Raw genomic sequence first — 23,969 nt, 5'->3', positions numbered from 1 at the left:
ACAGTTTCATCAGCCAGGTTTATGAGAACAAAACTATCAATTGCTTCCGGTCTGCGGGTATATATAATTATCGCGGCGCTGCTCGTTCCTCTTAACGCACAGCAGTCTTCTGCACAGAAGCGGGCGGCCGATCACAATGCCGTTAAGGCATTTATTGCAAGGACTTTCGGGCTTCAGCCGGTGAGTTCAGCACCCCAGCAGGGCAAGAGTTACTCAGTTAACGAGTTTTATAAAGAAGGGGCTGTGCAGTCTCATGAAAGAAGAAAAAGCTATTTCATGAACGGCAATAAAGTTCAGACGGATGTATATAATTACGGCGCTATTGCCCCGGGTTATGATCTGATAAGAGGTGTTAATAATGGTGTCTGGCGCGGATCATCCTATATTTTCCAGTTCTGCCCTTTATTTGCCGCATCTGTTCCAAGTGATCTGAACCCTGCCAATTATCTTCATATTGTTTCAGACGGATTGTGGGATTACCCGAACCTCCGCGAAGTTTCACCCACAGGTGAGCGGTGGATGTTTGAACCGATACCAGGATACAGCGATTCAAATTCTAATTTCATGGCATCCAATCCGGCGGTTGATTCGGATAATGACGGAAAACCAGATTCATGGCCCCGTGAATGGTACAACCCGACCCTCGGGAAATATGTATGGCCTGGCTATCTTGAACTGGATGCTACGAATGCTGATTTAGAGGTTTTCTGGGCGATGGATGACCGCCACAATGCAGAGTTCCCTTACTATCCTTACCCATCAGACACTCTTCTCAGAGGTCTTGGACTTCAGGTTGACGGAAGAGCGCTGCAGTGGAGTAACACTCTTGCAGAGAACAGCATATTTTTTGTCTATACGGTAACCAATGTCAGTGAGAAAGATCTTGACTCGGTTTATTTTGGTATATATGGGGATTGTGATGTCGGAGGCGGATCACCCGAAAATACTGATGATAATGGTCTTTTTGTTCCGCCGTATGATTATGACGGGAATCATAACGTTGACGATATACCCGTTTACTCCCGCAGTATGGTGTATTTCTTTGACCCTGACGGAACAGGTGACCGTGGCATAAAAGTCGGCTATGTTGCTTCAAAGTTTCTTGAGAGCCCCGGTAATCCTCTTGACGGAATTGACAATGACGGTGACGGTATGACCGATGAGTCACAGTCAGACGGAATAGATAACGATGGTGACTGGAATCCAGTCACTGATGATCTGGGACTGGACGGAATTGCCAACACCGGAGATTTTGGCGAAGGTGACGGAATACCAACCAGAGGAGCAATTCTTCCGAATGGTACTCTTAATCCGCTGAGCCCCGGTGAGCCAAACTTTGAATATACTGATCTTGATGAAGCAGATCAGATTGGTCTTACCAGCTTTAACAGCTGGAGCTGGAATCAGGACAAAGTCTCTAATGATGAGTCCATGTGGAACCGGATCCGCGCAGGTAACTTCAGCGATATTATTCAGAATACCGATATCGTATTTATTTTTGGTTCCGGTATTATTAAGCTGCATAAACAGGAAATCAAACGTATTTCCATGTCCCTCCTGTTCGGCGAGACTTTGGATGATCTCCTTATTTCGGCAGAAACTGTTCAGCGTATATACAATGCAAATTACCGTTTCTTCAAGCCGCCGAAAACTCCTAAGCTTTCAGCGATTGCGGATGATAAAAAGGTAACCCTTTACTGGGATTCCGAAGCGGAAGCAAGCCGTGACCCGCTCACCGGAAATGATTTTGAAGGCTATGTCCTTTACAGAAGTACCGATTATGCCTTCAGTGATATTCAGACGGTAACTGACGGAAAGGGTAATGCATTCTTTTCAACTCCCCTTAAAGATATCAGCGGTGCTGAAGCAAAATGGGATGTAGCCCGGCGGGATGAACCGTACACAGATCTGAACGGAAATAAAAAGTACGATGCTGGTGAACCTTTTGTTGATATTAATACCAACGGCAGCTGGTCAGCTAATATACCGGACTGGTGGAAGGGGTATCACCCGGTCAGTTTCCTTGGAAGAGGAATTCAGTATTTCATCGGCAATAACTCCGGTCTGGTGCACAGCTATGTTGATTCAAATAACGTCATAAACGGGCAGACGTATTTCTACGCTCTGGTTGCTTATGATCACGGCGACTCTGTGGGCATTCCGCCTACTGAGACAACAAGAAAGATCACACTGAACCCGATAACCGGTCAGTATGAATTTGATGATAATACTCTGATGGTAATACCTGGTCCCCGGACGAACGGATATACTCCTCCCTCGGTATCTGATATTCCGCTCACACACGAATCCGGTATCGGAAACGGCGCAATTAAACTTTCATTGATAGATGATCTGCAGGTTCCTGAAAACGGAAATTACCGCATCACTTTCTCTGATCTGCTTTATTCTCCGTTCGATACACTCCCGTTCAAGAACTATTCCGTCCTTGATATGGCAGATCATACGGATAATGTTGTATTCTATGATACCAACTTTACCAAACTTTCAAAGCTTGCAATTGACAAAGCTTCCGGATTCCAGGTAAAGGGTACCGATGGTACCATATATACTGAAGGCACGGATTATGAAGTTGATTACCTAAGAGGAATAGTAAGAAGGACAGGAACCTCAACCATGCCGCTCAGCAGAACATACAGCGTAACCTACAAGCATTATGCTGTCTTCCAGAGCACTCTGCTAAAGAGTGAGGATGGAAATCCTGTCTTTGGCGGAATGAATATCAAGATTAATGATTATACCTCGATTGATTATGATTCAATTGGCTCAGGATGGATAGCCGGAAATACAAATTTCAGGTATATCGTACGCCTCTCAAATCTGCCGCTGCGAAAAGATAAATTCCCGGCTGATTATGAGATAACTTTTTCTTCCACACCAATTGATTCGGCAAAGTTCCTTGGAACAAATAACCGGCTTATGTCTGCACCGGTGAATTTTTCAATTAAGGATATCACCACATCCGTCCCCCGGCGTGTCTGGGCTTATGTTTATGAAGCTGTTCCGCCGCGCAATCAGAAATGGGAACCCGGTGAGGAAATCGTGATTTTCAAAACCGGTGTAAATGGTACTGAGACCGATACGGTCGGATGGGGCGTGGTTCTGCAACCTCCGGCTGATACTACAGGCGGTGTGAAAGTGCCGACCGATGGTGATAAGTTTTTCCTGCGCACGTACCGTCCTTTCAGGAAAGATGATCAGTTCACCTTCTCTGTTAAAGGCGGAACCTACGCGCAGCCTGATGCAAATTCCGCACTCGATAATGTTTATGTAGTTCCGAATCCGTACGTTGGATTTAATGAACTTGAGCCAACCAATGCTCTCCCCGGTAAAACCAGGGGTGAACGGAGGATATACTTCGAGAATCTTCCGATGCGCTGCACCATCAGAATTTATACGCTTTCGGGTGAACTGGTTAAGCGAATAGAACACGATGGTACTACAGAACGGGCACAGGAGTTCTGGAATCTGCTCAATGAGGACGGGTTCAGTGTTTCTTACGGAATCTATTTTGCTCACATTGATGCCCCTGGTATCGGTGAGAAAATCGTCAAATTTGCACTTATTAAGTAGGAGGAATGAACATGAAAACATTAGTTAAGACTCTCATTCTTCTCATGATTGTAGTGAACGTAAATCTTGCACAGTCAGGCACCAATAAAACCGGAACGACGGCAGCCCAGTTTCTGAAAATCGGAGTAGGCTCAAGGGCACTTGGTCTAGGCGGAGCATTTACCACCTTTAAGGGAGATCTGAATTCCATGTACTGGAATCCGGCAGGCATCGCGCATATATATTCACGCGAGGTGAACTTCAACCATATTGACTGGATTGCAGATGTGAACTATGATTATGCTTCCTTTGCGACCGGAATCCCTGATCTTGGTACCGTCGGTCTTTTTGTTTCTGTCCTTTCCATGGGGGAGATGATGGTAAGAACCATTGAGCAGCCGGAAGGTACTGGAGAATTTTTTAACTACGGTACTCTGATGATCGGACTCAGTTATGCACGCAATCTCACGGATAATTTTTCCATTGGGTTCAATGGAAAATATATTCGCGAAAAACTTTACAATGAAACTGCGTCAGCGCTGGCTCTGGATATTGGCACGCTTTATACGATTCCGCTCTTTAATGAATTCAGGATTGGCGCTTCAATTTCCAATTTTGGTCCAAAGATGAAAATGGAGGGACGTGATCTTTACCGGATAGTTCACATCGGCGGAGGAATCGGTAATCAGATTAATACCCTGGTAGAACTGGAAGAGTTTGAACTGCCCCTTACCTTCAGGGTAGGTGTCGCCGCTGATTTTGTGAAAACTCAGGATCAGAGAGTAACCGCGGCGGTGGATGCGGTTCATCCGAATGATAATACCGAGGTAGTGAATACAGGAATGGAATATGCCTGGAACGAAACCGTATTTTTCAGGGCAGGGGTAAAATCGCTGTTCGAGGAAGGGGGAGAGCAGGGGCTGACCTTCGGTTTTGGCTTTAATACGCGGTTATTTAACGCGGCGGTGCTTTATATGGATTATGCCTATCAGGATTTTGGCCGGCTCCAGAATGCTCAGCATATTTCAGTAAGTATCAAATTTTGACAATTTTTAAGAAAAATTGCAATTTTTTGTTACTTTTGTACCTGTTTTATTAAATAAATGAGAAAAATGGCAAAATTGTGTATTTTGCCATTTCTCTTGTTTCATGTTTAAATTATTTGCAGGGCATCAACATGGATATTAATCTCCTAAAAAAAATTGTTAAAATTGTTGAAGACAGCAGCATCACCGAGCTGGAAATTGAAGAGGAAAACAGCAGGATTAAAATTTCGAAAAATACCGGTGCTGTTCATATGGCTGTTCCTCAGCATCCCGCTGCTCAGTTTCCGGTGCCTGTTGCCTCACAGCATGCCCATCTGAGACCTGCCGAGGAACCGGCAGTTTCTCCAAAACCAAAAGAAAACCTTCCCTCCAATCTGCATGAAGTTAAGTCACCAATAGTCGGTACGTTTTATCGCGCTCCTGCTCCTGATGCTGATTCTTACGCAAAAGTTGGTGATGAAGTTTCTGTTGGTCAGGTTCTTTGCATCGTGGAGGCAATGAAGCTCATGAACGAAATTGAGTCTGATGTTTCCGGCAAAGTAGTAAAAATTCTTGTTGAAAATGGCAAGCCGGTGGAATACAATCAGCCGCTCTTCCTTATTGAGATTTGAGCCGGTAAATGTTTAAAAAAATACTGATTGCAAACAGAGGCGAAATTGCCCTCAGGGTTATCAGAACCTGCAAAGAGTTAGGAATTAAAACGGTAGCCGTTTATTCTGAAGCAGACAGGAATTCACTCCATGTAACGTTTGCTGATGAAGCAGTGTGCATCGGACCTCCTCAGAGTAAAGAAAGCTATCTTAAAATTCCTCTTCTGATTTCTGCCGCTCAGATCACCGGAGCTGATGCGATTCATCCCGGGTATGGATTTCTTTCTGAGAATGCAAATTTCTCTGAAATCTGTACTGATTCCGGCATTAAGTTTATCGGACCTTCTCCCCACATGATCAATATGATGGGGGATAAAGCAATCGCAAAGGACACCATGAAACGTAATGGCGTTCCGGTCATTCCCGGCAGCGATGGTGTTGTGCCCGATTTACAGACCGCAAGAAAAGTTGCCCAGGAGATGGGACTTCCCGTCATTATCAAAGCAGTGGCAGGCGGCGGCGGAAAGGGAATGCGTGTGGTCCTTGAAGAAGGAGAGCTTGAAAATGCTTATCAGATGGCACGCACCGAAGCAGAGGCAGCGTTCGGAAATCCTGATATTTATATCGAAAAATACATCGAAGAACCGCGCCACATTGAAATCCAGGTGATGGGGGACTCACACGGAAATGTGTATCATTACGGAGAGCGAGACTGCTCTGTGCAGAGAAGGCATCAGAAACTGATTGAAGAGGCTCCTTCTCCCATTGTGGACGCAGACCTCAGAAGACGAATGGGTGAAGCGGCTGTACTCGGCGCAAAAGCGGTTAACTATGAAGGAGCCGGTACGATCGAGTTCCTGGTTGACAAGCATAAGAACTTTTATTTTATGGAGATGAACACACGTATACAGGTAGAACATCCTGTTACGGAGATGATTTACGATGTTGATCTTATCAGGGAGCAGATATTGGTAGCCATGGGAGAAAAACTGCATTCTTCACCGGGGGAACCGAGAGGTCATGCAATAGAATTCAGAATAAATGCTGAAGACCCTGATCACAATTTCCGTCCGTCTCCCGGTAAAATTGATTCACTTCATTTTCCCGGCGGTATGGGCGTAAGAATTGATTCACATATATATCAATCCTATGTTATTCCTCCTTATTATGATTCAATGGTTGCGAAACTGATCGTCTGGGGTAAAGACCGCCAGCGTGCTATTGCAAAAGCAAGACGTGCTCTGGAAGAATTCACGGTTGAAGACATCAAGACCACCATTCCATTCCACCTTGAAGTATTGCAGGACGAGCGATTCCTTTCAGGCAACTTTGATACTTCATTCCTGGACAAATTTCTCAAGAACAAATCGAATTAACGGAGCAGATATGAATTTCCCGTCAGAATTAAAATATACAAAAGACCACGAGTGGATCAGAATTGAAGGCAATACCGGTGTAATCGGCATTACAGAATATGCTCAGGGCGAGCTTGGTGATGTTGTTTTCGTTGATATAAATCCTTCACTGACCGAACTGAAATCAGGTGAGATATTCGGATCAATCGAAGCGGTTAAAACTGTTTCAGATCTCTACGCACCCTGCTCAGGCAAAGTGCTGGAGATTAATCAGAATCTGAATAATAACCCTGACAAGGTAAACTCAGACCCCTACGGAGAAGGATGGATGATTAAAATTGAAATCACCAATACTTCAGAATTGGGGGAACTGCTTGACAGCAGCACCTACGCTGCTCTGACTGGCAACTGATTTGATTGACTGCCGGGCTGATAGTCCGGCAGTTTTGTTTATAGACTTTACTTACCTAACTCATCATGAGCTCCAGAAAAATACTGATTATTGATTTTGGTTCGCAGTTCACTCAGCTGATAACCAGGCGGGTCCGCGAACTGAAGGTCTTTTCGGAAATTGTTCCGGCAACAATGCCTTATGAAAAACTTCCTCTGAAGGATACCGCAGGAATCATTCTTTCCGGCGGTCCGGTGAGCGTGTATGATGAGGGCTCTCCTCTAATTGATAAGCGAATTTTTACAGAGGGTATACCGGTTCTTGGTATTTGTTATGGTCTGCAGCTGATCTGCCACCTCAACGGCGGAGTGGTTGAGAGTGACGGTGCAAGAGAATATGGTAAGGCAATTCTCTCAGTAGAACAGCAGCATCCGTTATTACAGTCTCTGGATAACGGTTCAGCGGTATGGATGAGCCATGGAGATAAAGTAACTGCTATTCCCGGCGGATATATCAATATTGCTTCAACGGATAACACCCCTCATTGCGTTATAGCCAATGATGCGGATCGTATATACGGAGTGCAGTTCCATCCGGAAGTGCATCACACTGCAGGGGGACTCCGCTTAATCAGCAATTTTGTATTCAATATCTGTAATTGTGAACCTGACTGGACTCCGGGCAATTTTATCTCTCATGCTGTTGAGTCAATCCGGGAAAAAACCGGAGGTAAAAAAGTGGTGCTCGCTCTTAGCGGCGGTGTTGATTCCACCGTGGCAGCGGTGCTGATGAAAAAAGCCATTGGTGAGAATCTGCTTTGTTTTCATATTGACACCGGGCTGATGCGCAAGAATGAGAGCAGCCAGATACTAAAGCTATTTAACGAACAACTTGATCTTCATGTTTCGTTTGTCCATGCAGCGGATGTCTTCCTCTCACGGCTTGCCGGAATCTCCGATCCCGAAAAAAAGCGAAAAATTATCGGGAATACGTTTATCGAAATTTTCGAGCATGAAGCAAAAAAGGCAGGTGAAATAGAGTATCTTGTGCAAGGTACGCTGTATCCGGATGTAATTGAATCTGTTTCACTGCGCGGCACCTCTCACAAAATTAAAACCCATCATAACGTCGGCGGTCTTCCTGAAAAAATGAACCTTAAACTGATCGAACCTTTCAGAGAGCTCTTTAAGGATGAGGTGCGATTGATTGGGTCAGAACTCGGTATCCCTGCTGATTTCCTGGAGCGGCATCCCTTCCCGGGTCCGGGATTGGCTGTAAGAATTCTCGGAGATATAACGGAGGAAAAACTTAGTGTTCTGAGGGATGCGGATGATATTTATATATCATCTCTCAAAAGAGCGGGTTTATATAATCAGATATGGCAGGCCTTTGCAGTGCTCCTGCCGGTACAGTCAGTGGGTGTAATGGGTGACGCCCGTACCTATGAGAATGTTCTTGCTCTCAGGGCGGTGACATCACAAGATGGTATGACTGCAGACTGGTTCCGTTTTGATGGTGAATTTCTTGCGGATGTTTCAAATCAGATTATCAATTCGGTCAAAGGAATTAACCGGGTTGTCTACGATATCAGTTCAAAACCACCGGCGACTATTGAATGGGAATAATCCGGCTTAAACCTGCTCCTAATTATAAGCTTGATCATGAGGTAAAAAAGATCCGGAATTTAATGGATTCCGGGGATATGTTGCATGCCTATCAGCTTTTAGAAAAGGCCGGTATCGAATTTCCGGATGAATTCAGGATTACAGAACTTCTGATAGAATATTATATACGGCAGGGGAAAATCGGCCGGGCTAATGATGCTTATCTTGATTATCTGGATTCAAATCCTGATGATGACTGGATTGTCCTTTCCTATGGCAGATTTCTTTTTCACCATAAGAAATGGATAAAAGCGCTCAAAGTCTTTCGTTCCCTTGGCATCACCAGATTTCCCAATCTCGCTCTGCTCAGTGGTTATTGTTCATTCAGAGCCGGCCGGCTGACGGCAGCCAGAAAATATCTAGAATATTACATCAGAAGAAATGAAGAAAAGGGAATACACTCTGTTGCATATTACTTTTTATCACTTGTATACGCAAAGACCGGAATGCACCATGAGGGGCTTCCTCTGATAGAAAGCCTGTCAGATCTGTTTCCGGATAACCCGCGGGTCGCCCGGCAGCTGACATATATGTATGTGAAATGCGGCATGCCTGAGCATGCGCTTCAGGCGGCTAAGAAAGCTCTTGAACTGCTGCCCGAAAACAGGAAAATGCTTGCCTTGGCGATATCTGTTCTGCTTCAGAACAGGGAGGGTCAGGCAGCATTAAAACTCATTCAGCAATATGAGTCAGTCGCTGATAATCCTTCTCAGACGGTGAAGAATAGAATTATTCATTGGCAGGCCGAAGGTTTGCTGCATGCAAAGAAGTATGCACATGCCCGGCGTAAATACCTTGAAATTTTAGCCGGTGATCCCGATAATGTAAAAGCAAAACATGCTCTGGAAATAATAGCAAGAAAATATTGATGAAAAATTTTATATTCTTACTTTTTTTGATTCTGATACCGGCATTTCTCAGCGGACAGAATCTACAGGTTGATTCTGCAGATGCTGCCAGACTTCTGCAGGTTTCCGGATATCTTCGTGAGGCAAGATACGCCGAAGCTTTGCCAATTATTGAATTACTCAGAAAATCCGATTCCGCGCCGGTATCATCTTCCGCTTCTCTCCTATTTGCCAGGTACCATCTACAGACAAAAAAATATAATGAAGCAGCAGGTATTCTTGCAGGAATTGATACTTCACGTCTTGAAAAACCGCTGAAAAAAGAATGGTTCTTTCTGGGGAGTGAAGTTTCTTATAATCTGACAGAATTCAATAAGTCTTTTGACCTTCTCCTCAGTTCATTCCCTTTCTTATCAGGAGGTGAAGATACGGTTGCCTTTTTCAATAATCTTGAAAATCTTTCCATCTATTTTATTGATGAGCAATATATACGAGGAAAGGCGGAATCCTACAGCGGCAGTAAAGAAGCACCTTTTTTAATACTGGCACTTGCCGAAAAACTCATACATACGGGAAGTGCTGAACAGGCACATAAACTGCTGCTGGATATTATTCAGACTCCTCCCGGATCTTTCGTGCATGAAAAGACATCTGAAATTCTGGTAACATTTAAGGAAATTTTCGGCGGTGAGGCGGAAGCCCGGATTGGTGTATTAGCAGTTGTGCTGCCCCTGACCAATCCCGAGACCGGAGAGCCCAATACGGCCGGTACACAGGTGCTTGGCGGTATACAGTTTGCTGTTGATGAATTTAACCGTAGTAATGATTCCAATATCGGAATTGTTATATATGATACCAGAGGAGAAAACTCCGAGCTAATCCGCATCGCTTCGGAAATTAAGCAGATTGAGGGGCTGAAGGCGGTTATTGGTTCACTTTTCAGCAGTGAAACCAACACTCTGTGTTATCTATTGCATGATCTTGATGTTCCGGTAATCTCTCCTACCGCAACTGACGACAGTCTTACCATTTCTCATCAAAGGTTTTTTCAGGCAAATCCTTCTTTCTCAATCAGGGGGGAATCAATGGCACAGTATCTGGTATATACCGAGGGGAAAAGAAGAATAGCGGTAGTCTATCAGGATCAGACCTATGCATCGCTTATTGCGTTCTCTTTCCGGAGGGAGTTTGAAAAACTTGGCGGCAGAGTAACGCTCTTCGAACCGGTCTCTTCCACAGGCAGTGAGATTCAGTCCATTACCGCTAATCTGGCGGTCCAGAGCACGGCAGGAACGGAGGGTTTGTTCTTTCCCTTTGCGGATAAAAAGTTCATTTCCGTTCTGAATAATGCCTTTACCAGAACCAGTTTTAAGATGAATCTGTACGGAAATCAGGATTGGTTTTCCATAAAGGAACTGGCACTTAACCAGCAGCTTACAGATAATATGGTAATTTCATCTGACTATTTTGTAGAATACGCCTCACCTGCATATCAGCAGTTTGCTAAACAGTTTTACGACCTTACCGGTGATGAACCACTCCGTAATCACTTTTACGGCTACGACCTCATGGCAGGTTTGCTCCCTCTGGTCCAGAAGCACAAAGATGAAAATCTAACCGAAGCACTTAAAAAGGAAACCAGTTTTGACGGCTTCCATAATTCTCTCAGTTTTGGTGACGGCAGAACAAACCGTTATATGATATTCTTCCGGTATAAGAACGGAGGTTTCGAACTAATTGACCGGTTCAGGGTGAGCCGATGAACGGAAGTGATGAACCGCTAAAGTTCCGGGATTTTCCTGAGGATGATAAACCCAGAGAAAAACTCCTGAAGTATGGCGCTGATAAACTTTCCGAATCCGAACTGCTCGCGATTCTGATCAGAACAGGGACTAAGAACAAATCCGTGCTTGATCTCGCCAGAGGGCTGATTCTTGAACATAAGAATCTGACAATTCTTTCACAGGTCAGAACATCGCAGAAACTCACCGAGCATAAGGGTATTGGAGCGGATAAGGCAGCCACACTTCTTGCGGCCTTTGAGATAGCCCGCCGCCTTAAACCGGATGAACGCTATGAAGATCCGAATATAAGAGTGACCTCACCTGAGTACATCGTGAACAAGTTCAGTTCTGAGCTTAGAAATGAGATGGTTGAGAAATTTTACGTAATTGCCCTCAATGCAGCCAACAGCATCATCTCAAGTAAAATGATCTCATCCGGACATCTTGATGCCAGCGTGGTTCACCCCCGGGAGGTATTTAAGTTCGCGGTGGAAAATAGCGCAAAATCCATCATTTTGCTGCATAATCATCCCAGCGGAAATACTGAGCCCAGCAAAGCAGATATTGCTATTACTGACCGGCTGGTTAAAGCGGGACAGATTTTTTCGATTAAGGTGCTGGATCATATCATTATTGCGGGTAACAGTTATACCAGTTTTGCGGCCAAGGGACTGATTACGGATGTTCACGATTATCTGACAAAAATCTGATTTCTTTAATTTTTTTGAGGGGCCGGAAACATTTAGTTCAGGTCATCGTCATACAGGGTAAGAATAGCATAAAATGGCAGAAATAGGGGGGGGATGACCGATTTAAATTGACTCTGCGGGTAAGTCATCTTATATTTGTGGGACTATTTCTGTTTTTTAACAGTTGTACCCGGTTTTCCAGCCGGTTATTAGATAAGAATTTAAAAAAATCGTAATTATTTAATCAACTAAACGGAGGAATCCAACGATGAGAAAATCTCTGAGAACGATCGCTATGGTAGGTGTTTTCGGAATTTCTTCCTTCTTTGCAGGTTGCGGCGGAGTTACTGAAGAACAGTTAGCTCAGCTCCAGTCTATCAAAAACGAAGTCAGCTCCCTTGAAAAGCAGGTGAACAGCCTGAAAGAACAGAGAGCAAGACTGGAGAAAGAAATCTCTGATAAAAACAAAAAGCTTGAAGAGTGCGCTAAGATTAAGCAGGAAACTCAGGCTAATTTACAGAAACTGAATAAGTAAGGAAAGTGAGGAAAAAACATGAAATTCAATAGAATGTTTGCATTTGTTTTCGTACTCGCTTTAAGCCTGAATCTCTATGCTCAGAATAAAGAGATGACAGTTGAAGAGTGGCAGAACGAAATGGACAAAAACAGAGCAAAAGTAACCTCACTCCAGAAAGAGATTGAGACACTTAACTCTGATATCAGCAATCTCAACAATCAGCTTTCAAAAATGCAGTCATTTGAAGACTGTATGGATGATGCTTATGCACTCGTTGGTGCTAAAAAAGCTGAAGTTGATAATTTCCGTAAAGCAGTAAATGAGCTCGAAGGAAAGATCAGAAGAAAAGAAGGCCCTAAGGCTGACAGACAGAAAGATCTTGATGCACTGAAAGCTAACAAAATCAGCGCGCTTCCTGAGTTCTATGACAGAGTACACAATCAGATGCAGAAGATGCTGAATGACTGGGTAGAAGAAACCGCTAAAGTTGAAGCAGATAATAACTACACTGTAGTAAAAGGTGACTGCCTCTGGTTTATCGCACGCAGAAAAGAATTCTACGGCAACGGCTTTGCATGGCCGAAGATTTACCAGGCAAACAGAGATCAGATCAAGAATCCTGATCTGATTTATCCGAAGCAGGTCTTCACCATTCCGGCTCTGACCGCTGATGAAAAAGAAAAGTATGACAAACTGAGAAGGAACTATAAGCCTGCACCAGTGCAGTAATTTGACCTCTCACGTCAGATAAGTATATATGCCTTGGCTGCCTTAACCGGCAGCCGGGGCTTTTTATTTTTAAAGGTATATATGGCTGAGTTTGAAAAACGTTTTTCCCTTGAGGGAATAAATCTTCTCACCTTTTTTGGCTTTAACGACACCAACCTTCGTCTTCTTGAGAACCGCTACAACACCACGCTGATTGCGCGCGGGGAATCTCTGCTGATACGCGGAGTGCAGCAGGAAGTAGAAATTGTGGAGAAACTGCTTAAGGAGATGGCCTTTGTCCTGAATACCAAAGGGGAACTCTCCGAGCGGGATGTGGCTATGATTGTTGAGCTGGTGGGCAAGGGGAAGGAGATGGTAAATGATAAGGACTTTGACTCCATTATTCTTTACACAAAGAATGATGTTATTAAAGCGAAAACACCCGGGCAGATTGCTTATCTGCAGATGGCGCGGAGGAATGATATCTGTTTTGCGATCGGGCCGGCGGGTACCGGAAAAACGTATCTGGCTGTTGCCTTTGCCGTGAGTGCACTAAAAAACGGATTCGTAAAGAAGATCGTGCTGGCGCGTCCGGCGGTTGAAGCAGGTGAAAGCCTCGGGTTTCTGCCGGGAGATTTCAGGGAAAAAATTGATCCCTATTTACGGCCGTTATACGATGCACTTGATGATATGCTGCCCACGGAAAAGCTGAAGTCATATATAGAGAAAGGGATTATTGAAATTGTCCCTCTTGCGTATATGCGCGGAAGAACGCTGAATAATGCATTCGTTATTCTTGATGAGGCGCAAAACTCCACTGACACGCAGATGAAGATGTTTCTTACACGGCTCGGGGCAAATTCGCGCTCCATAATCACCGGTGATATAACTCAGATTGACCTGCCGACAAAAACCGCAAGCGGGCTGATTAAAGCGCAGGAAATCCTTCAGGGGATAGAGGGCGTTGGGTTTATATACTTTGAGAAGTCCGATGTTGTGCGCCATAAACTGGTGAAGGATATTATTGACGCATATGAGAAGTATCAGGATAAGAAGATTTTAAAGTAATTTCTTTTTTTCTGTTTTTTTTCAGAGCTGATGCTCGATTGATTTAGTTAGGGGAACCCCTCGACTACCCCTCGGCTCCGCTCGGGGACCGGCTCGGGGACCGCCCCTCGACTACCCCGACTGCGTCGGGGCAAGCGCTGGAACCGGCCATCGTTTACGAAAGGGCAAGCACCGAGAGCGACATGGGAAAGATGGTGGTGTGCGTGCGGGGTGATATATATCGGTTCAGGATACTTCTTTTTTCTTGCTTTCTTCCCAGAGTTCATCCATCAGTTTGAGACCGGCTTCAGGCAGAGGGATATCTTTTTTTCGGAGCTCATCCTCTATATATCTGAATCGTCTAATAAACTTTGCGGTTGATTTCCGCAAAGCATCTTCCGGGTTAACGTGAATGAACCGGGAGTAATTTGCCAGCGCAAACAGGAGGTCTCCGAACTCTTCCTCTGTTTTTTCTTTGTTTCCCTTTTCTTCGGCTTCGTGTAATTCTGAAATTTCCTCAGTTACTTTTTTCCAGACTTCATCTTTGTGAGACCAGTCGAATCCGACTTTAGATGCCTTTTCCTGAATGCGGTGGGCTTTGAGAAGGGCGGGGAGGTCCGAAGGTATTCCTTCCAAAAGAGAAGTTCTTCCTTCAGCAAGTTTAATGGTTTCCCAGTTTTTTTTGACTTCGGAGGAACCGCTGACTTCAGTTTCGCCAAAGACATGCGGATGCCGCCTGATGAGTTTTTCCGTGATGGAATCTATTACATCATCAATGGTAAACTCTTTCTTTTCTTCTGCCATAATAGTATGGAAGACTACATGGAGGAGCAAGTCACCGAGTTCTTTTTTGAGTTCGGAATAATTTCCCTCATCAATTGCATGGACTACTTCATAGGCCTCTTCAAGGGTATTGGCTTTAATTGAATCGTTAGTCTGCTCCCTGTCCCACGGACATTCTTTGCGGAGGCGTTTCACGATAGCGATAAATTCGTTAAATTTAACTTCAGACATTCAAAATATCCTGCGGGATGTTCACTGAATTCTCTTCAAAACAGCATTTAAAATAGGAAAAGAAGACAGATGATAATAGAAGAAAAAATTAAGGCATTGGGGCTTGCCGTTCCGGAACCCGCCAAACCTCTTGCAGCATATATTCCAGCCATACAGACCGGAGATCTGGTATTTACATCCGGTCAGGTGCCTCTTCAGGATGGAGTGATACTTTATACTGGTCAGGTGCCCACGGAGCTGAGCGCTGAGGATGCCAGGAAAGCAGCCGAAATCTGCTGTTTGAACTGTCTGGCTGCCATTAAGGGACTTACGGGTTCTCTGGATGCAATTGACCGGATTATAAAGCTGACGGTATTTGTTAATTCAGCCGCGGGATTCGGCGATCAGCCGATGATAGCAAACGGGGCTTCGGAGCTGCTTGAGAAGATTTTCGGAGAGAAGGGAAAACATGTGCGTTCGGCAGTAGGGGCAGCCGGTCTTCCGAAGAACTCTTCTGTTGAAATTGAGATGACGGTTAAGCTTAAACCGCTTAACTGATAATTCAGACCTATGACTCAGACGGCTAAGAGAAACCGGGTGATATTCCTGGATTTAATCCGGGCTTTCGCTGTGCTGAATATGGTTCAGGGGCATACGATAGATGTGCTTCTGAGCAAAGATTACCGTTCATTAGATTATCTGCTGTACGGTATCTGGAATTTTAACCGGGGGATGACAGCACCGCTTTTTATGTTTACGGCAGGAACAACGTTTACGTATCTGTTCAGGATACAGTCCTCAGGCTTTACGGATAATCCCCGTTTTGCTAAAGGATTCAAGCGTGCGATGCTTCTGCTGTTTACGGGATATCTGATAAAACTCCCGACGGGAAATCCGCTTTATATTTTGGATGTGCCGGAGAAGAAATGGGAGCTGTTTTTTGCCGCTGATGTTTTGCAGATAATATCCTTCGGACTTCTTTTTTTACTGTTGTACCTGTATCTGGCTGAACGGTTCAAAATTAAAGATATTTACCTGCTGGGAACGGGAGTGCTGATTACGACTTTTTTGGCACCGGTGGTACTTAATATTTCGTGGACGGATTATCTTCCATTATCAGCGGCGAATTATCTGTATATGGATCATGGTTCGCTTTTCACGATATTTCCGTGGCTGGCGTATATACTGGCAGGCGGAATTTTAGGGAGTTATCTTGCAAAGGCGGGGAGGATACAGCAGGAGAGGAACCTGGGGGTGACGGTATCGGTCTCAGGGATGGTGATGCTTCTGGCCGCACTCCTTTCTGAACTGGCAGAGGTATATATTACAGGAAACTCGACCTTCTGGATGCACAGTCCGGCGCTGGTATTTTTACGGCTTGGTCTGGTGCTGATCGTAACGGCACTTTTTATTTTTATTTCAATTGGCGTGAGGAATATACCCAAGGTCATTGTTCTGCTTGGAAGAAACACGCTGATTATTTATGTAGTTCATCTGGTAATACTTTACGGCAGTCCGTGGAGCGCGGGGATTAACCGGTTTGTTGGATATACGTTTACTCCACTTGAAACGGTGACAGCCGCCTTAGTAATGTTTGGTTTAATGATAGCCATGGTGATAATCTTTAATAAACTGAATTTCAAAAACAGACAGCTTGTAACATCGTAGAACTTTGTGAGCAGAAAATCAAAAACCACCACGCCTGATCCTCTTAATGAGGATATACAGATTGATTCAGCGCTGAGGCCCTCACGGCTGCATGAGTTCAAAGGGCAGGAAAAAATTGTAAATAATCTGAAAGTATTTATCGGAGCAGCCCGCAAGAGGGGGGAAGCGCTTGATCATATGCTATTGACTGGGCCTCCGGGACTGGGAAAGACTACTCTTGCAAACATCGTGGCACATGAGATGGATAAACCGATTAAGGTTACATCCGGACCGGTGCTTGAAAAGCCGGGAGATCTGGCCGGGGTTCTGACCAATCTTGAGGAAGGGGGGGTGCTTTTTATTGATGAGATACACCGACTGAGCCCTGTGGTAGAGGAATTTCTTTACTCAGCGATGGAGGATTTCAGAATTGATATTATGATTGACTCTGGACCAAACGCGAGAAGCGTACAGATCAGTTTACCGAGATATACTCTGATAGGCGCGACTACAAGGGCGGGGATGCTGACCTCACCGCTAAGGGACAGGTTTGGGATTAAGTTCCGGCTGGATTATTATGAAGCAGAGCTGTTAAAAACGATTGTGCTTCGCTCAGCGGGACTGCTTGAAGTGAAGATCGAAGAGAGTGCTGCACTGGAGATCGCAAAGCGCTCGAGAGGAACTCCCAGAATAGCGAACCGGCTTCTCCGGAGAACGCGGGATTTTGCTGACTATGAGAATATGGACCGGATTAATCAGGAGATAGCCAACACAGCGCTTAATGCACTTGAGGTGGATGAATACGGGCTTGATGAGATGGATAAAGATATACTTCTTACGATAATTGAGAAATTTAGCGGCGGACCGGTTGGGCTGAATGCTCTTGCAGTGGCGGTGAATGAGGATGCGGGGACGATAGAGGAGGTCTATGAACCGTTTCTGATTCAGCAGGGATTCTTGAACAGAACACCAAGGGGGAGGGAAGTAACTCCTCTGGGTTATAAACGATTAGGAAAACAAAAACCGCTTGCAGCAGGCGGATTATTTGAGGGTATGTGATGACGGATATATCAGAAATAACGAAACGGAACAGTTTTTTTCTTCTTGCAGGGCCGTGCGTGGTAGAATCACGGGAACTGCTTTTTACGGTGGCTGAAGCAGCCTGCGATATAACGGGGCGGCTTGGTATACCGTATATATTCAAGGCGAGTTATAAAAAAGCGAACAGAACAAGTCTTGAGGCCTTCACCGGCATCGGTGATCTTGAGGCGCTGGAGTATCTGAAAGAGGTTCGTGAGAAATTTAGTGTACCGGTGGTGACGGATGTACACTCGCCGGAGGAAGCAGCGCTTGCAGCAGCCTACGTAGATGTTCTGCAGATACCTGCATTTCTTTGCCGGCAGACTGATTTGCTGATTGCGGCGGGAAAAACAGGAAGAGCAGTGAACATCAAGAAGGGGCAGTTTCTGGCGCCTTGGGATATGAAGTTCGCTGCAGAAAAGACTGCCTCAACGGGTAACAGGAATATCTGGCTGACAGAGCGGGGAACGACATTTGGCTACGGGAATCTTGTGGTGGATATGCGTTCTTTCATAATGATGAGGAAACTAGGTTATCCGGTGATTATGGATGCGACCCACTCGGTGCAGCTGCCGGGAGCAGGGGGGAAAACTTCAGGAGAGCCGGAATATATAAAACCTCTAGCTAGAGCAGCGATGGCCGCAGGTATTGATGGGTTATTTCTTGAGGTGCATCCGGAGCCGAAAAAAGCGATGAGTGACGCGGACAGCCAGCTTGATCTGAAACTGCTGGAGGAACTGCTTGTTCAGCTGAAAGAGATTGATATGGTTATTAGAAAATATAGGTAAGGCCCCCTCGACTTCGCTCGGGGACCGGCTCAGGGACCACCCTCGACTTCCCCTCGACTTCGCTCGGGGACCAGATTCGACTTCCCCTCGACTCCGCTCGGGGACCGGCGCTCGACTTCGCTCGGGGACCAGCTAGGGGACCGGAATTTGCTGCGTTTGGGGACTGAGGAGGATGGGTGGTTTTTGTGTTTTAGGGAGCGGGAGGGGATTTTGAGTTTGGCAGTTTTAGGGGAGGGTATTAAATTTGGGCGACTGTTCTCTTCTATAAGGTTTGGTTGTTTTTATCCTCTCACCCCACTCGCCTGATCTTAAGGCGGGGCAGAGGCGGATTTGATGAGGAGTTCCAGTCTTTTTAATCAGCTATTTTGCGGAGCGATGGGAGAGGGCATTGACGGATTTTTTCCTGAAATGTATCCGGAGCTATTTAGTTTAATGAGTAACGCAGTGTCAGTCAGCTTTATCTGCATCTGCCTGAAGTTCTGCTTTTTCAATTTAATGATATTGATACCGTTATAAAACATATGCCTGAATTAAGGGAACAGTACCCCCGCAGACTAACCGAAACTGAGATGAAGTATCTGAGATACATCCTGCCTGAGGATATCCTCGTCTATGATGATTATTATAAGCAGCTTTCGGGGCTGTGGGTGATAGGGCACGGGAGGTTCGGTCATGAAAATCTTGTGATTGGGGAGGAGAAAACTCTTAACACGCATCACTCGGGGCTTGGGAGTATTTTTGCGGCCGGTGTATATATGGAAAACGGAACGAGAACCGAGCTGCTTCTTCACGCGATGGTGGAGGGGCAGGCTGAGTTTGATATTATGACGCAGAAAGCGGAGGAGGGGGATGCAGCATATACATTATCCCGGTGGAAGCCGGGGAAAAAACTGCCGGGGAGCAGGGAGGGGGTAAGGGAGATTACTCTGACAAAAGGGAAGCTGCTTCTTGCCTGTGACCGGGAGAAGAGGCAGTTCTGGATTCATGAATACGAGCGGGAGTTTAACCGGATTATCCCGGCGACCAATCTTCTTAATGAGATCCGGTTTGTGGCGGGGATGAAGGGGGATTTAAAGCCAAAGGAGATATTTGCTCTCATAGACGGGGTGAGTGACGAGATGATCATTAAGGCGTTTATTAAATACAATAAGTTATTCAAGAAGATTGAGCATCTTGAGATTACTCCAACCGCCCAGGAGAAACAGAAATCAGGTTTTTTTGACAGAATATTCAAAGGCAATCAGCATTGACCGAACGTCAGATTATTAAGCGGGGCAAGGATGTTATCCGGATAGAATCGGAGCAGATATCCCGCCTGCTTGGAAGCATAAATGAAGAATTTGTAAAAGCAGCAGAGTGTATATATGCGTGCACCGGCAGGGTAGTAATGACCGGTATGGGCAAATCGGGTCTGATTGCCAGAAAGATTGTGGCGACTCTGAACTCGACAGGTACACCGGCTATTTATCTTCATCCGGCCGATGCGTTTCACGGTGATCTGGGTATGGTGAGGAAAGAGGATGTGGTTATTCTTATTTCAAAGAGCGGTGAGACTGAAGATCTGCTGCATCTGATACCTCTGCTGAAGCGGCTTGGGATTAAGCTTATCAGCATGACGGGGAATGAGAGTTCCAAGATGGCAAAGGAAGCGGATATCAATCTGTTTATTGATGTAACTGAGGAAGCATGTCCGTTTGATCTGGCTCCGACTTCATCAACGACGGCAACTCTTGCCATGGGAGATGCACTTTCGGTAGTGCTGCTTGAGATGCGCGGGTTTACTGAACAGGATTTTGCGTCTTTGCATCCGGGGGGGAGTCTGGGGAAGCGGCTTTCTCTGCGGTTAGAGGAGATTATGGCGAAGGGGGATCATGTACCGGTTGTATCGGAAACCACATCTCTTAAGGATGCTATCTATGAAATTTCGAGCAAGCGATACGGGACAACCGCGGTTGTGGATGAGGAAGGCAGACTTTCGGGAATTATTACCGACGGAGATTTACGCCGTCTTCTTGAGAAGACAATGGAGATAACGCATCTTCAGGCGAAGGATATTATGAACCGTTCACCAAAAACAATTACCAGGGAGATACTTGCTTCACGCGCGCTGCAGCTTATGGAAAATTATAAGATAACCTCGCTGATTGTGGTGGATGAGGAGCAGAAGCCGGAAGGGATTATTCATCTTCATGAGCTGGTTAATCTCGGATTAAAAATCAGATGAGAACTTTTGTTCTGCTGTTTTTTTCACTGATTTTTTTTGCGGGCTGCAATCAGGAGAAGATAAAACCTGAAGTAAATACGGAGGTAAAACCGGCAGATCTTCCGGATCAGGAGAGCTGGGACAGTGAAGTGATGCTGATTGACACGACAGGACTGCGCACGCTGATTACTTCCGGTCATATCCGGGTCTATTATAAAAACAAGGAGACGCTGTTTGAAAAGGGGCTGAAAGTTGATTTTTACAATGAACAGCGGCTGAAGACGACGACATTGACAGCCGACAGGGGAAGGATTGATGATGAGACAAAAGATTTATATGCCTACGGCAATGTGGTAGCGGTTAATGACAGCGGTGTCGTGCTGAAAAGTGATGAACTGATCTGGAGGAATAATGAGGCAAAGATACGGACTGATAAATTTGTGACTATTACTTCGAAGTATGAGAGTATACAGGGGTACGGGTTTGAATCTGATCAGCATATCAGGAATTATGTAATATATAAAATTAACTATATAACAACGTTTTGAATCTGAGTTTACGAATTTCGATATTTTTTGTCCTGCTGTTTACGGTTAGTTATATATACCCGCAGACCGGAGGCCCGATCAGTGTAACGGGGGATCAGCTGACGGGGAGGATGGAAAACGGATTCGCCGTGCGGGAAGTTACGGGGAACGTGGTACTGACGCAGGGGAATGTGGTTATCACCTGTGAACGGGCGATACAATATCTGGCGGCCAACAATGCACGGCTGATCGGGAATGTGGTAGTGAGGCAGAATAATCTTACGATAAAAACTCCGGAGGGTTTTTATTACGGTAATGAAAGAAGAGCATATTCCGAGCGGGGTGTAACACTTGATGACGGAAAGGTAATTCTTTCTGCCAGAATAGGCGAATATTTTTTTAAGGAAAACAAAGCGGACTTCCGGAGTAATGTGGTGCTCTCGGACAGTCTTTCGATGATGACATCGGAAGAACTGGTGTATTTCCGTGATACTGAATTCGCCGTGGCGCAGTATAATGTGGTGCTCGAGGACAGTGTAAACCGGATTCGGACGGACAGTCTGACGCATGACAGAAGAACGCAGATTACGCATTGTTTTGGTAATGTTCAGTTAGTGAACCGGGCAGATAATACGGTGATTAACGGCGACTATATGGAGGATTACCGTGTGCGCAAATACAGCATGGTAAGAGGGAACGCGCTGCTTATTCAGATTGACAGTGTCTTTGCTGCCGGGGCGGATACTCTGCTCTCAGTTGATACGCTGATTATAAAATCTTTTACGATGGAATCTGACAGGGATACGATATCGCTTTTTACAGCAAAGGATTCGGTAAAGGTACTCCGGGGGAGTTTTGCCTCGGTTAATGATCTGACGCGGTATGATAAATCCGCGGAAATGATTACGACGTTTAAAACGAGTGAGAAGGGGGAGGTGCCGGTACTCTGGTATGATAACTCACAGCTGACTGGGGACTCAGTATATATCTTCCTGAGCGATAACGCGATCAGCCGGATTGATATTAACGCAAACGCTTTTCTTGTTTCGAAGAATGAGGCATATCCATTCAGGTTTGATCAGATACTCGGCAGAAGGATCCGCATGCATTTCGCGGAAAATCAGCTTTCGTATACGGAGATATTTGAGAATGTGCTTGGTATCTATTATGTTTATGAGGATGAAGCCGGGAACGGTGTAATTAAAGCGAGCGGATTAAACGCATGGATAGGATTTAAGGATAAAAAGGTTGAGACGGTAAAATTTCTTGGTGAGCCGAAAAGTGAGTATCATCCGGAAACACTTCTTGCAGGTAATGAAAAAGCATTTACGCTGCCGGGGTTCCTTCTGCGGCAGGGAAGGCCTGAGAAGCGTGATCTTCTGAGACTTCCGGGTAAAAAAGATTAATATGGTGAAACATGCAGTATGATGTATTCAGGTCGGAAGATCTGGTAAAGATATATAAAAAGCGCACAGTTGTAAATAAATCAACCATCTCCGTGAGGAGAGGTGAGATAGTTGGTCTGCTTGGTCCGAACGGAGCGGGGAAGACCACAACGTTTTATATGATGGTGGGGATGGTGAGTCCGAATTCAGGAAAGATTTTTATTGATGATACTGAGGTAACCAATGTGCCGATGTATAAACGCGCGCGCATGGGAGTGGGATATCTCCCGCAGGAGGCATCGGTATTCCGGACGCTATCTGTAGAGCAGAATATTATGGCAGTGCTTGAGACCACGAAACTTTCCAAGCAGGAGAGGCATGAGCGGTGTGAAAAGCTTATTGAAGAACTGAATATCGGACATATCAGAAAGAATCTTGGTTTTCAGCTAAGCGGCGGGGAGCGGAGGAGGACTGAAATAGCCCGGACTCTTGCGACTAATCCATCTTTTATTTTGCTGGATGAACCATTCGCGGGTGTTGATCCGATAGCGGTGGAGGATATTATGAACATTGTTGCCGGTCTGAAGAACCGGGGTATTGGGGTTCTGATTACTGATCATAACGTTCATGAGACTCTGAGTATTGTGGATAAGGGGTATATTCTTATAAGCGGGAAGATTTTTAAGTCAGGTAAAGCCGAGGAACTGGCAGAGGATGAGGAGGTCAGGAGGCTTTATTTGGGTGAGAAGTTTAAGCTGGACAGATACTGATCTTGAATTATGAATTATGAAGTATGAAGTATGAAGTATGAATTATGAAGTATGAATTGTGAATTGTGAATTGTGAATTGTGAATTGTGAATTGTGAATGCTCCCTCTCCCGATTGGGAAGCGGCGAGCGTGGGACTGCCCCTCGACTACGCTCGGGGACCGGCTCGCGGACCGGCTCGGGGACCAGCTCGGGGAACGGAGAAAGGGTCTAATGGGTTACCTGGGATGATGGGAAAATGGGGACATTGGGGTAGAACTTTAAGGGCGGATGGGAGCTGATTCCTGTGGGGGGCGGTAATGGCGGATGAGCTTTGGGGTGAAATTGACTCTGTTAACAATTTCTTAACATAAGCACGGCCGCTCCGGA

At 45.4% G+C, this 23,969-nt stretch carries 22 protein-coding genes; 21 read left to right on the top strand and 1 reads right to left on the bottom strand.

Annotated elements, in window-relative coordinates; genetic code table 11:
* Positions 1-21 precede the first annotated feature (21 nt).
* From HRU80_13085 to HRU80_13030, 12 genes are all read left to right on the top strand, one after another.
* Positions 22-3,591, top strand: coding sequence for a hypothetical protein (locus HRU80_13085; GenBank protein QOJ29757.1), 3,570 nt, complete (start codon positions 22-24; stop codon positions 3,589-3,591).
* Positions 3,592-3,602: 11 nt separating this feature from the next.
* Positions 3,603-4,616: a PorV/PorQ family protein gene (locus HRU80_13080; GenBank protein ID QOJ29756.1), complete on the top strand. Its 1,014-nt coding sequence runs from the start codon at positions 3,603-3,605 to the stop codon at positions 4,614-4,616.
* A 131-nt stretch (positions 4,617-4,747) separates the two neighbouring features.
* Positions 4,748-5,227: an acetyl-CoA carboxylase biotin carboxyl carrier protein gene (locus tag HRU80_13075; GenBank protein ID QOJ29755.1), complete on the top strand. Its 480-nt coding sequence runs from the start codon at positions 4,748-4,750 to the stop codon at positions 5,225-5,227.
* 8 nt (positions 5,228-5,235) lie between these two features.
* Entirely contained in the window at positions 5,236-6,582 is a 1,347-nt protein-coding gene (gene accC, locus HRU80_13070) for an acetyl-CoA carboxylase biotin carboxylase subunit (protein QOJ29754.1), read from the top strand.
* Between the two features lie 10 nt (positions 6,583-6,592).
* Entirely contained in the window at positions 6,593-6,973 is a 381-nt protein-coding gene (gcvH, locus tag HRU80_13065) for a glycine cleavage system protein GcvH (protein QOJ29753.1), read from the top strand.
* Positions 6,974-7,038: 65 nt separating this feature from the next.
* Positions 7,039-8,577, top strand: coding sequence for a glutamine-hydrolyzing GMP synthase (gene guaA, locus HRU80_13060; protein ID QOJ29752.1), 1,539 nt, complete (start codon positions 7,039-7,041; stop codon positions 8,575-8,577).
* Between the two features lie 62 nt (positions 8,578-8,639).
* Entirely contained in the window at positions 8,640-9,485 is an 846-nt protein-coding gene (locus tag HRU80_13055; GenBank protein QOJ29751.1) for a tetratricopeptide repeat protein, read from the top strand.
* A complete protein-coding gene (locus HRU80_13050; GenBank protein ID QOJ29750.1) occupies positions 9,485-11,227 on the top strand; it encodes an ABC transporter substrate-binding protein in 1,743 nt (580 codons plus the stop codon). Before HRU80_13055 ends, HRU80_13050 begins: the two co-directional genes overlap by 1 nt.
* Positions 11,224-11,958, top strand: coding sequence for a DNA repair protein RadC (gene radC / locus HRU80_13045; protein QOJ29749.1), 735 nt, complete (start codon positions 11,224-11,226; stop codon positions 11,956-11,958). The genes HRU80_13050 and radC overlap by 4 nt, the downstream gene beginning before the upstream one ends.
* A 247-nt stretch (positions 11,959-12,205) precedes the next feature.
* Positions 12,206-12,472, top strand: coding sequence for a hypothetical protein (locus HRU80_13040; protein QOJ29748.1), 267 nt, complete (start codon positions 12,206-12,208; stop codon positions 12,470-12,472).
* Between the two features lie 18 nt (positions 12,473-12,490).
* Positions 12,491-13,183 (top strand): LysM peptidoglycan-binding domain-containing protein, encoded by a 693-nt coding sequence (locus tag HRU80_13035; protein QOJ29747.1) that lies wholly within the window; start codon positions 12,491-12,493, stop codon positions 13,181-13,183.
* Between the two features lie 81 nt (positions 13,184-13,264).
* Positions 13,265-14,230 carry a PhoH family protein gene (locus HRU80_13030; protein QOJ29746.1) on the top strand — a complete coding sequence of 322 codons (966 nt, stop codon included), beginning with the start codon at positions 13,265-13,267 and terminating at the stop codon, positions 14,228-14,230.
* Positions 14,231-14,455: 225 nt separating this feature from the next.
* Here HRU80_13030 and mazG read toward each other — a convergent pair whose 3' ends face one another.
* Complete coding sequence (mazG, locus tag HRU80_13025) at positions 14,456-15,223, bottom strand: nucleoside triphosphate pyrophosphohydrolase (GenBank protein ID QOJ29745.1); 768 nt, start codon at positions 15,221-15,223, stop codon at positions 14,456-14,458.
* Positions 15,224-15,292: 69 nt separating this feature from the next.
* On the opposite strand from mazG, the gene HRU80_13020 reads away from it, so the two are divergent.
* The 9 genes from HRU80_13020 (at position 15,293) to lptB (ending at position 23,602) form a co-directional block, all read left to right on the top strand.
* The gene (locus HRU80_13020) at positions 15,293-15,760 is read left to right on the top strand and encodes a RidA family protein (GenBank protein QOJ29744.1); all 468 of its coding nucleotides are present in this window, start codon (positions 15,293-15,295) and stop codon (positions 15,758-15,760) included.
* Positions 15,761-15,772: 12 nt separating this feature from the next.
* Entirely contained in the window at positions 15,773-16,870 is a 1,098-nt protein-coding gene (locus HRU80_13015; protein QOJ29743.1) for a DUF1624 domain-containing protein, read from the top strand.
* A gap of 6 nt (positions 16,871-16,876) precedes the next feature.
* On the top strand, positions 16,877-17,908 hold the full coding sequence (gene ruvB / locus HRU80_13010; GenBank protein QOJ29742.1) for a Holliday junction branch migration DNA helicase RuvB: 1,032 nt from the start codon (positions 16,877-16,879) through the stop codon (positions 17,906-17,908).
* On the top strand, positions 17,908-18,717 hold the full coding sequence (kdsA, locus tag HRU80_13005) for a 3-deoxy-8-phosphooctulonate synthase (GenBank protein QOJ29741.1): 810 nt from the start codon (positions 17,908-17,910) through the stop codon (positions 18,715-18,717). The genes ruvB and kdsA overlap by 1 nt, the downstream gene beginning before the upstream one ends.
* 569 nt (positions 18,718-19,286) lie before the next feature.
* On the top strand, positions 19,287-19,967 hold the full coding sequence (locus HRU80_13000) for a hypothetical protein (protein QOJ29740.1): 681 nt from the start codon (positions 19,287-19,289) through the stop codon (positions 19,965-19,967).
* A complete protein-coding gene (locus tag HRU80_12995) occupies positions 19,964-20,941 on the top strand; it encodes a KpsF/GutQ family sugar-phosphate isomerase (GenBank protein QOJ29739.1) in 978 nt (325 codons plus the stop codon). Before HRU80_13000 ends, HRU80_12995 begins: the two co-directional genes overlap by 4 nt.
* A complete protein-coding gene (gene lptC / locus HRU80_12990) occupies positions 20,938-21,468 on the top strand; it encodes an LPS export ABC transporter periplasmic protein LptC (protein QOJ29738.1) in 531 nt (176 codons plus the stop codon). The genes HRU80_12995 and lptC (HRU80_12990) overlap by 4 nt, the downstream gene beginning before the upstream one ends.
* Positions 21,465-22,853, top strand: coding sequence for an LPS export ABC transporter periplasmic protein LptC (gene lptC / locus HRU80_12985; GenBank protein ID QOJ29737.1), 1,389 nt, complete (start codon positions 21,465-21,467; stop codon positions 22,851-22,853). Before lptC (HRU80_12990) ends, lptC (HRU80_12985) begins: the two co-directional genes overlap by 4 nt.
* Positions 22,854-22,864: 11 nt before the next feature.
* Positions 22,865-23,602, top strand: coding sequence for an LPS export ABC transporter ATP-binding protein (lptB, locus tag HRU80_12980; GenBank protein ID QOJ29736.1), 738 nt, complete (start codon positions 22,865-22,867; stop codon positions 23,600-23,602).
* The last annotated feature ends 367 nt before the right edge of the window (positions 23,603-23,969 follow it).

Source organism: Ignavibacteriales bacterium, assembly GCA_015709675.1.
Lineage (GTDB): Bacteria > Bacteroidota > Ignavibacteria > Ignavibacteriales > Ignavibacteriaceae > H2-BAC3.
The sequence above is the reverse complement of the archived record's forward strand: the minus strand, read 5'-3'. Positions and strand labels throughout refer to the sequence as shown.

Excerpts from the sequence above, each read along its gene's own strand:
- accC (QOJ29754.1), top strand. The coding sequence starts at position 5,236 with ATGTTTAAAAAAATACTGATTGCAAACAGAGGCGAAATTGCCCTCAGG.
- kdsA (QOJ29741.1), top strand. The coding sequence starts at position 17,908 with ATGACGGATATATCAGAAATAACGAAACGGAACAGTTTTTTTCTTCTT.
- lptB (QOJ29736.1), top strand. The coding sequence starts at position 22,865 with ATGCAGTATGATGTATTCAGGTCGGAAGATCTGGTAAAGATATATAAA.
- radC (QOJ29749.1), top strand. The coding sequence starts at position 11,224 with ATGAACGGAAGTGATGAACCGCTAAAGTTCCGGGATTTTCCTGAGGAT.
- HRU80_13030 (QOJ29746.1), top strand. The coding sequence starts at position 13,265 with ATGGCTGAGTTTGAAAAACGTTTTTCCCTTGAGGGAATAAATCTTCTC.
- HRU80_13050 (QOJ29750.1), top strand. The coding sequence starts at position 9,485 with ATGAAAAATTTTATATTCTTACTTTTTTTGATTCTGATACCGGCATTT.
- mazG (QOJ29745.1), bottom strand. The coding sequence starts at position 15,223 with ATGTCTGAAGTTAAATTTAACGAATTTATCGCTATCGTGAAACGCCTC.
- HRU80_13085 (QOJ29757.1), top strand. The coding sequence starts at position 22 with ATGAGAACAAAACTATCAATTGCTTCCGGTCTGCGGGTATATATAATT.
- gcvH (QOJ29753.1), top strand. The coding sequence starts at position 6,593 with ATGAATTTCCCGTCAGAATTAAAATATACAAAAGACCACGAGTGGATC.
- HRU80_13020 (QOJ29744.1), top strand. The coding sequence starts at position 15,293 with ATGATAATAGAAGAAAAAATTAAGGCATTGGGGCTTGCCGTTCCGGAA.
- HRU80_13080 (QOJ29756.1), top strand. The coding sequence starts at position 3,603 with ATGAAAACATTAGTTAAGACTCTCATTCTTCTCATGATTGTAGTGAAC.
- HRU80_13000 (QOJ29740.1), top strand. The coding sequence starts at position 19,287 with ATGAAGTATCTGAGATACATCCTGCCTGAGGATATCCTCGTCTATGAT.
- HRU80_13040 (QOJ29748.1), top strand. The coding sequence starts at position 12,206 with ATGAGAAAATCTCTGAGAACGATCGCTATGGTAGGTGTTTTCGGAATT.
- HRU80_13015 (QOJ29743.1), top strand. The coding sequence starts at position 15,773 with ATGACTCAGACGGCTAAGAGAAACCGGGTGATATTCCTGGATTTAATC.
- guaA (QOJ29752.1), top strand. The coding sequence starts at position 7,039 with ATGAGCTCCAGAAAAATACTGATTATTGATTTTGGTTCGCAGTTCACT.
- lptC (QOJ29738.1), top strand. The coding sequence starts at position 20,938 with ATGAGAACTTTTGTTCTGCTGTTTTTTTCACTGATTTTTTTTGCGGGC.
- HRU80_13075 (QOJ29755.1), top strand. The coding sequence starts at position 4,748 with ATGGATATTAATCTCCTAAAAAAAATTGTTAAAATTGTTGAAGACAGC.
- HRU80_13035 (QOJ29747.1), top strand. The coding sequence starts at position 12,491 with ATGAAATTCAATAGAATGTTTGCATTTGTTTTCGTACTCGCTTTAAGC.
- HRU80_13055 (QOJ29751.1), top strand. The coding sequence starts at position 8,640 with ATGGATTCCGGGGATATGTTGCATGCCTATCAGCTTTTAGAAAAGGCC.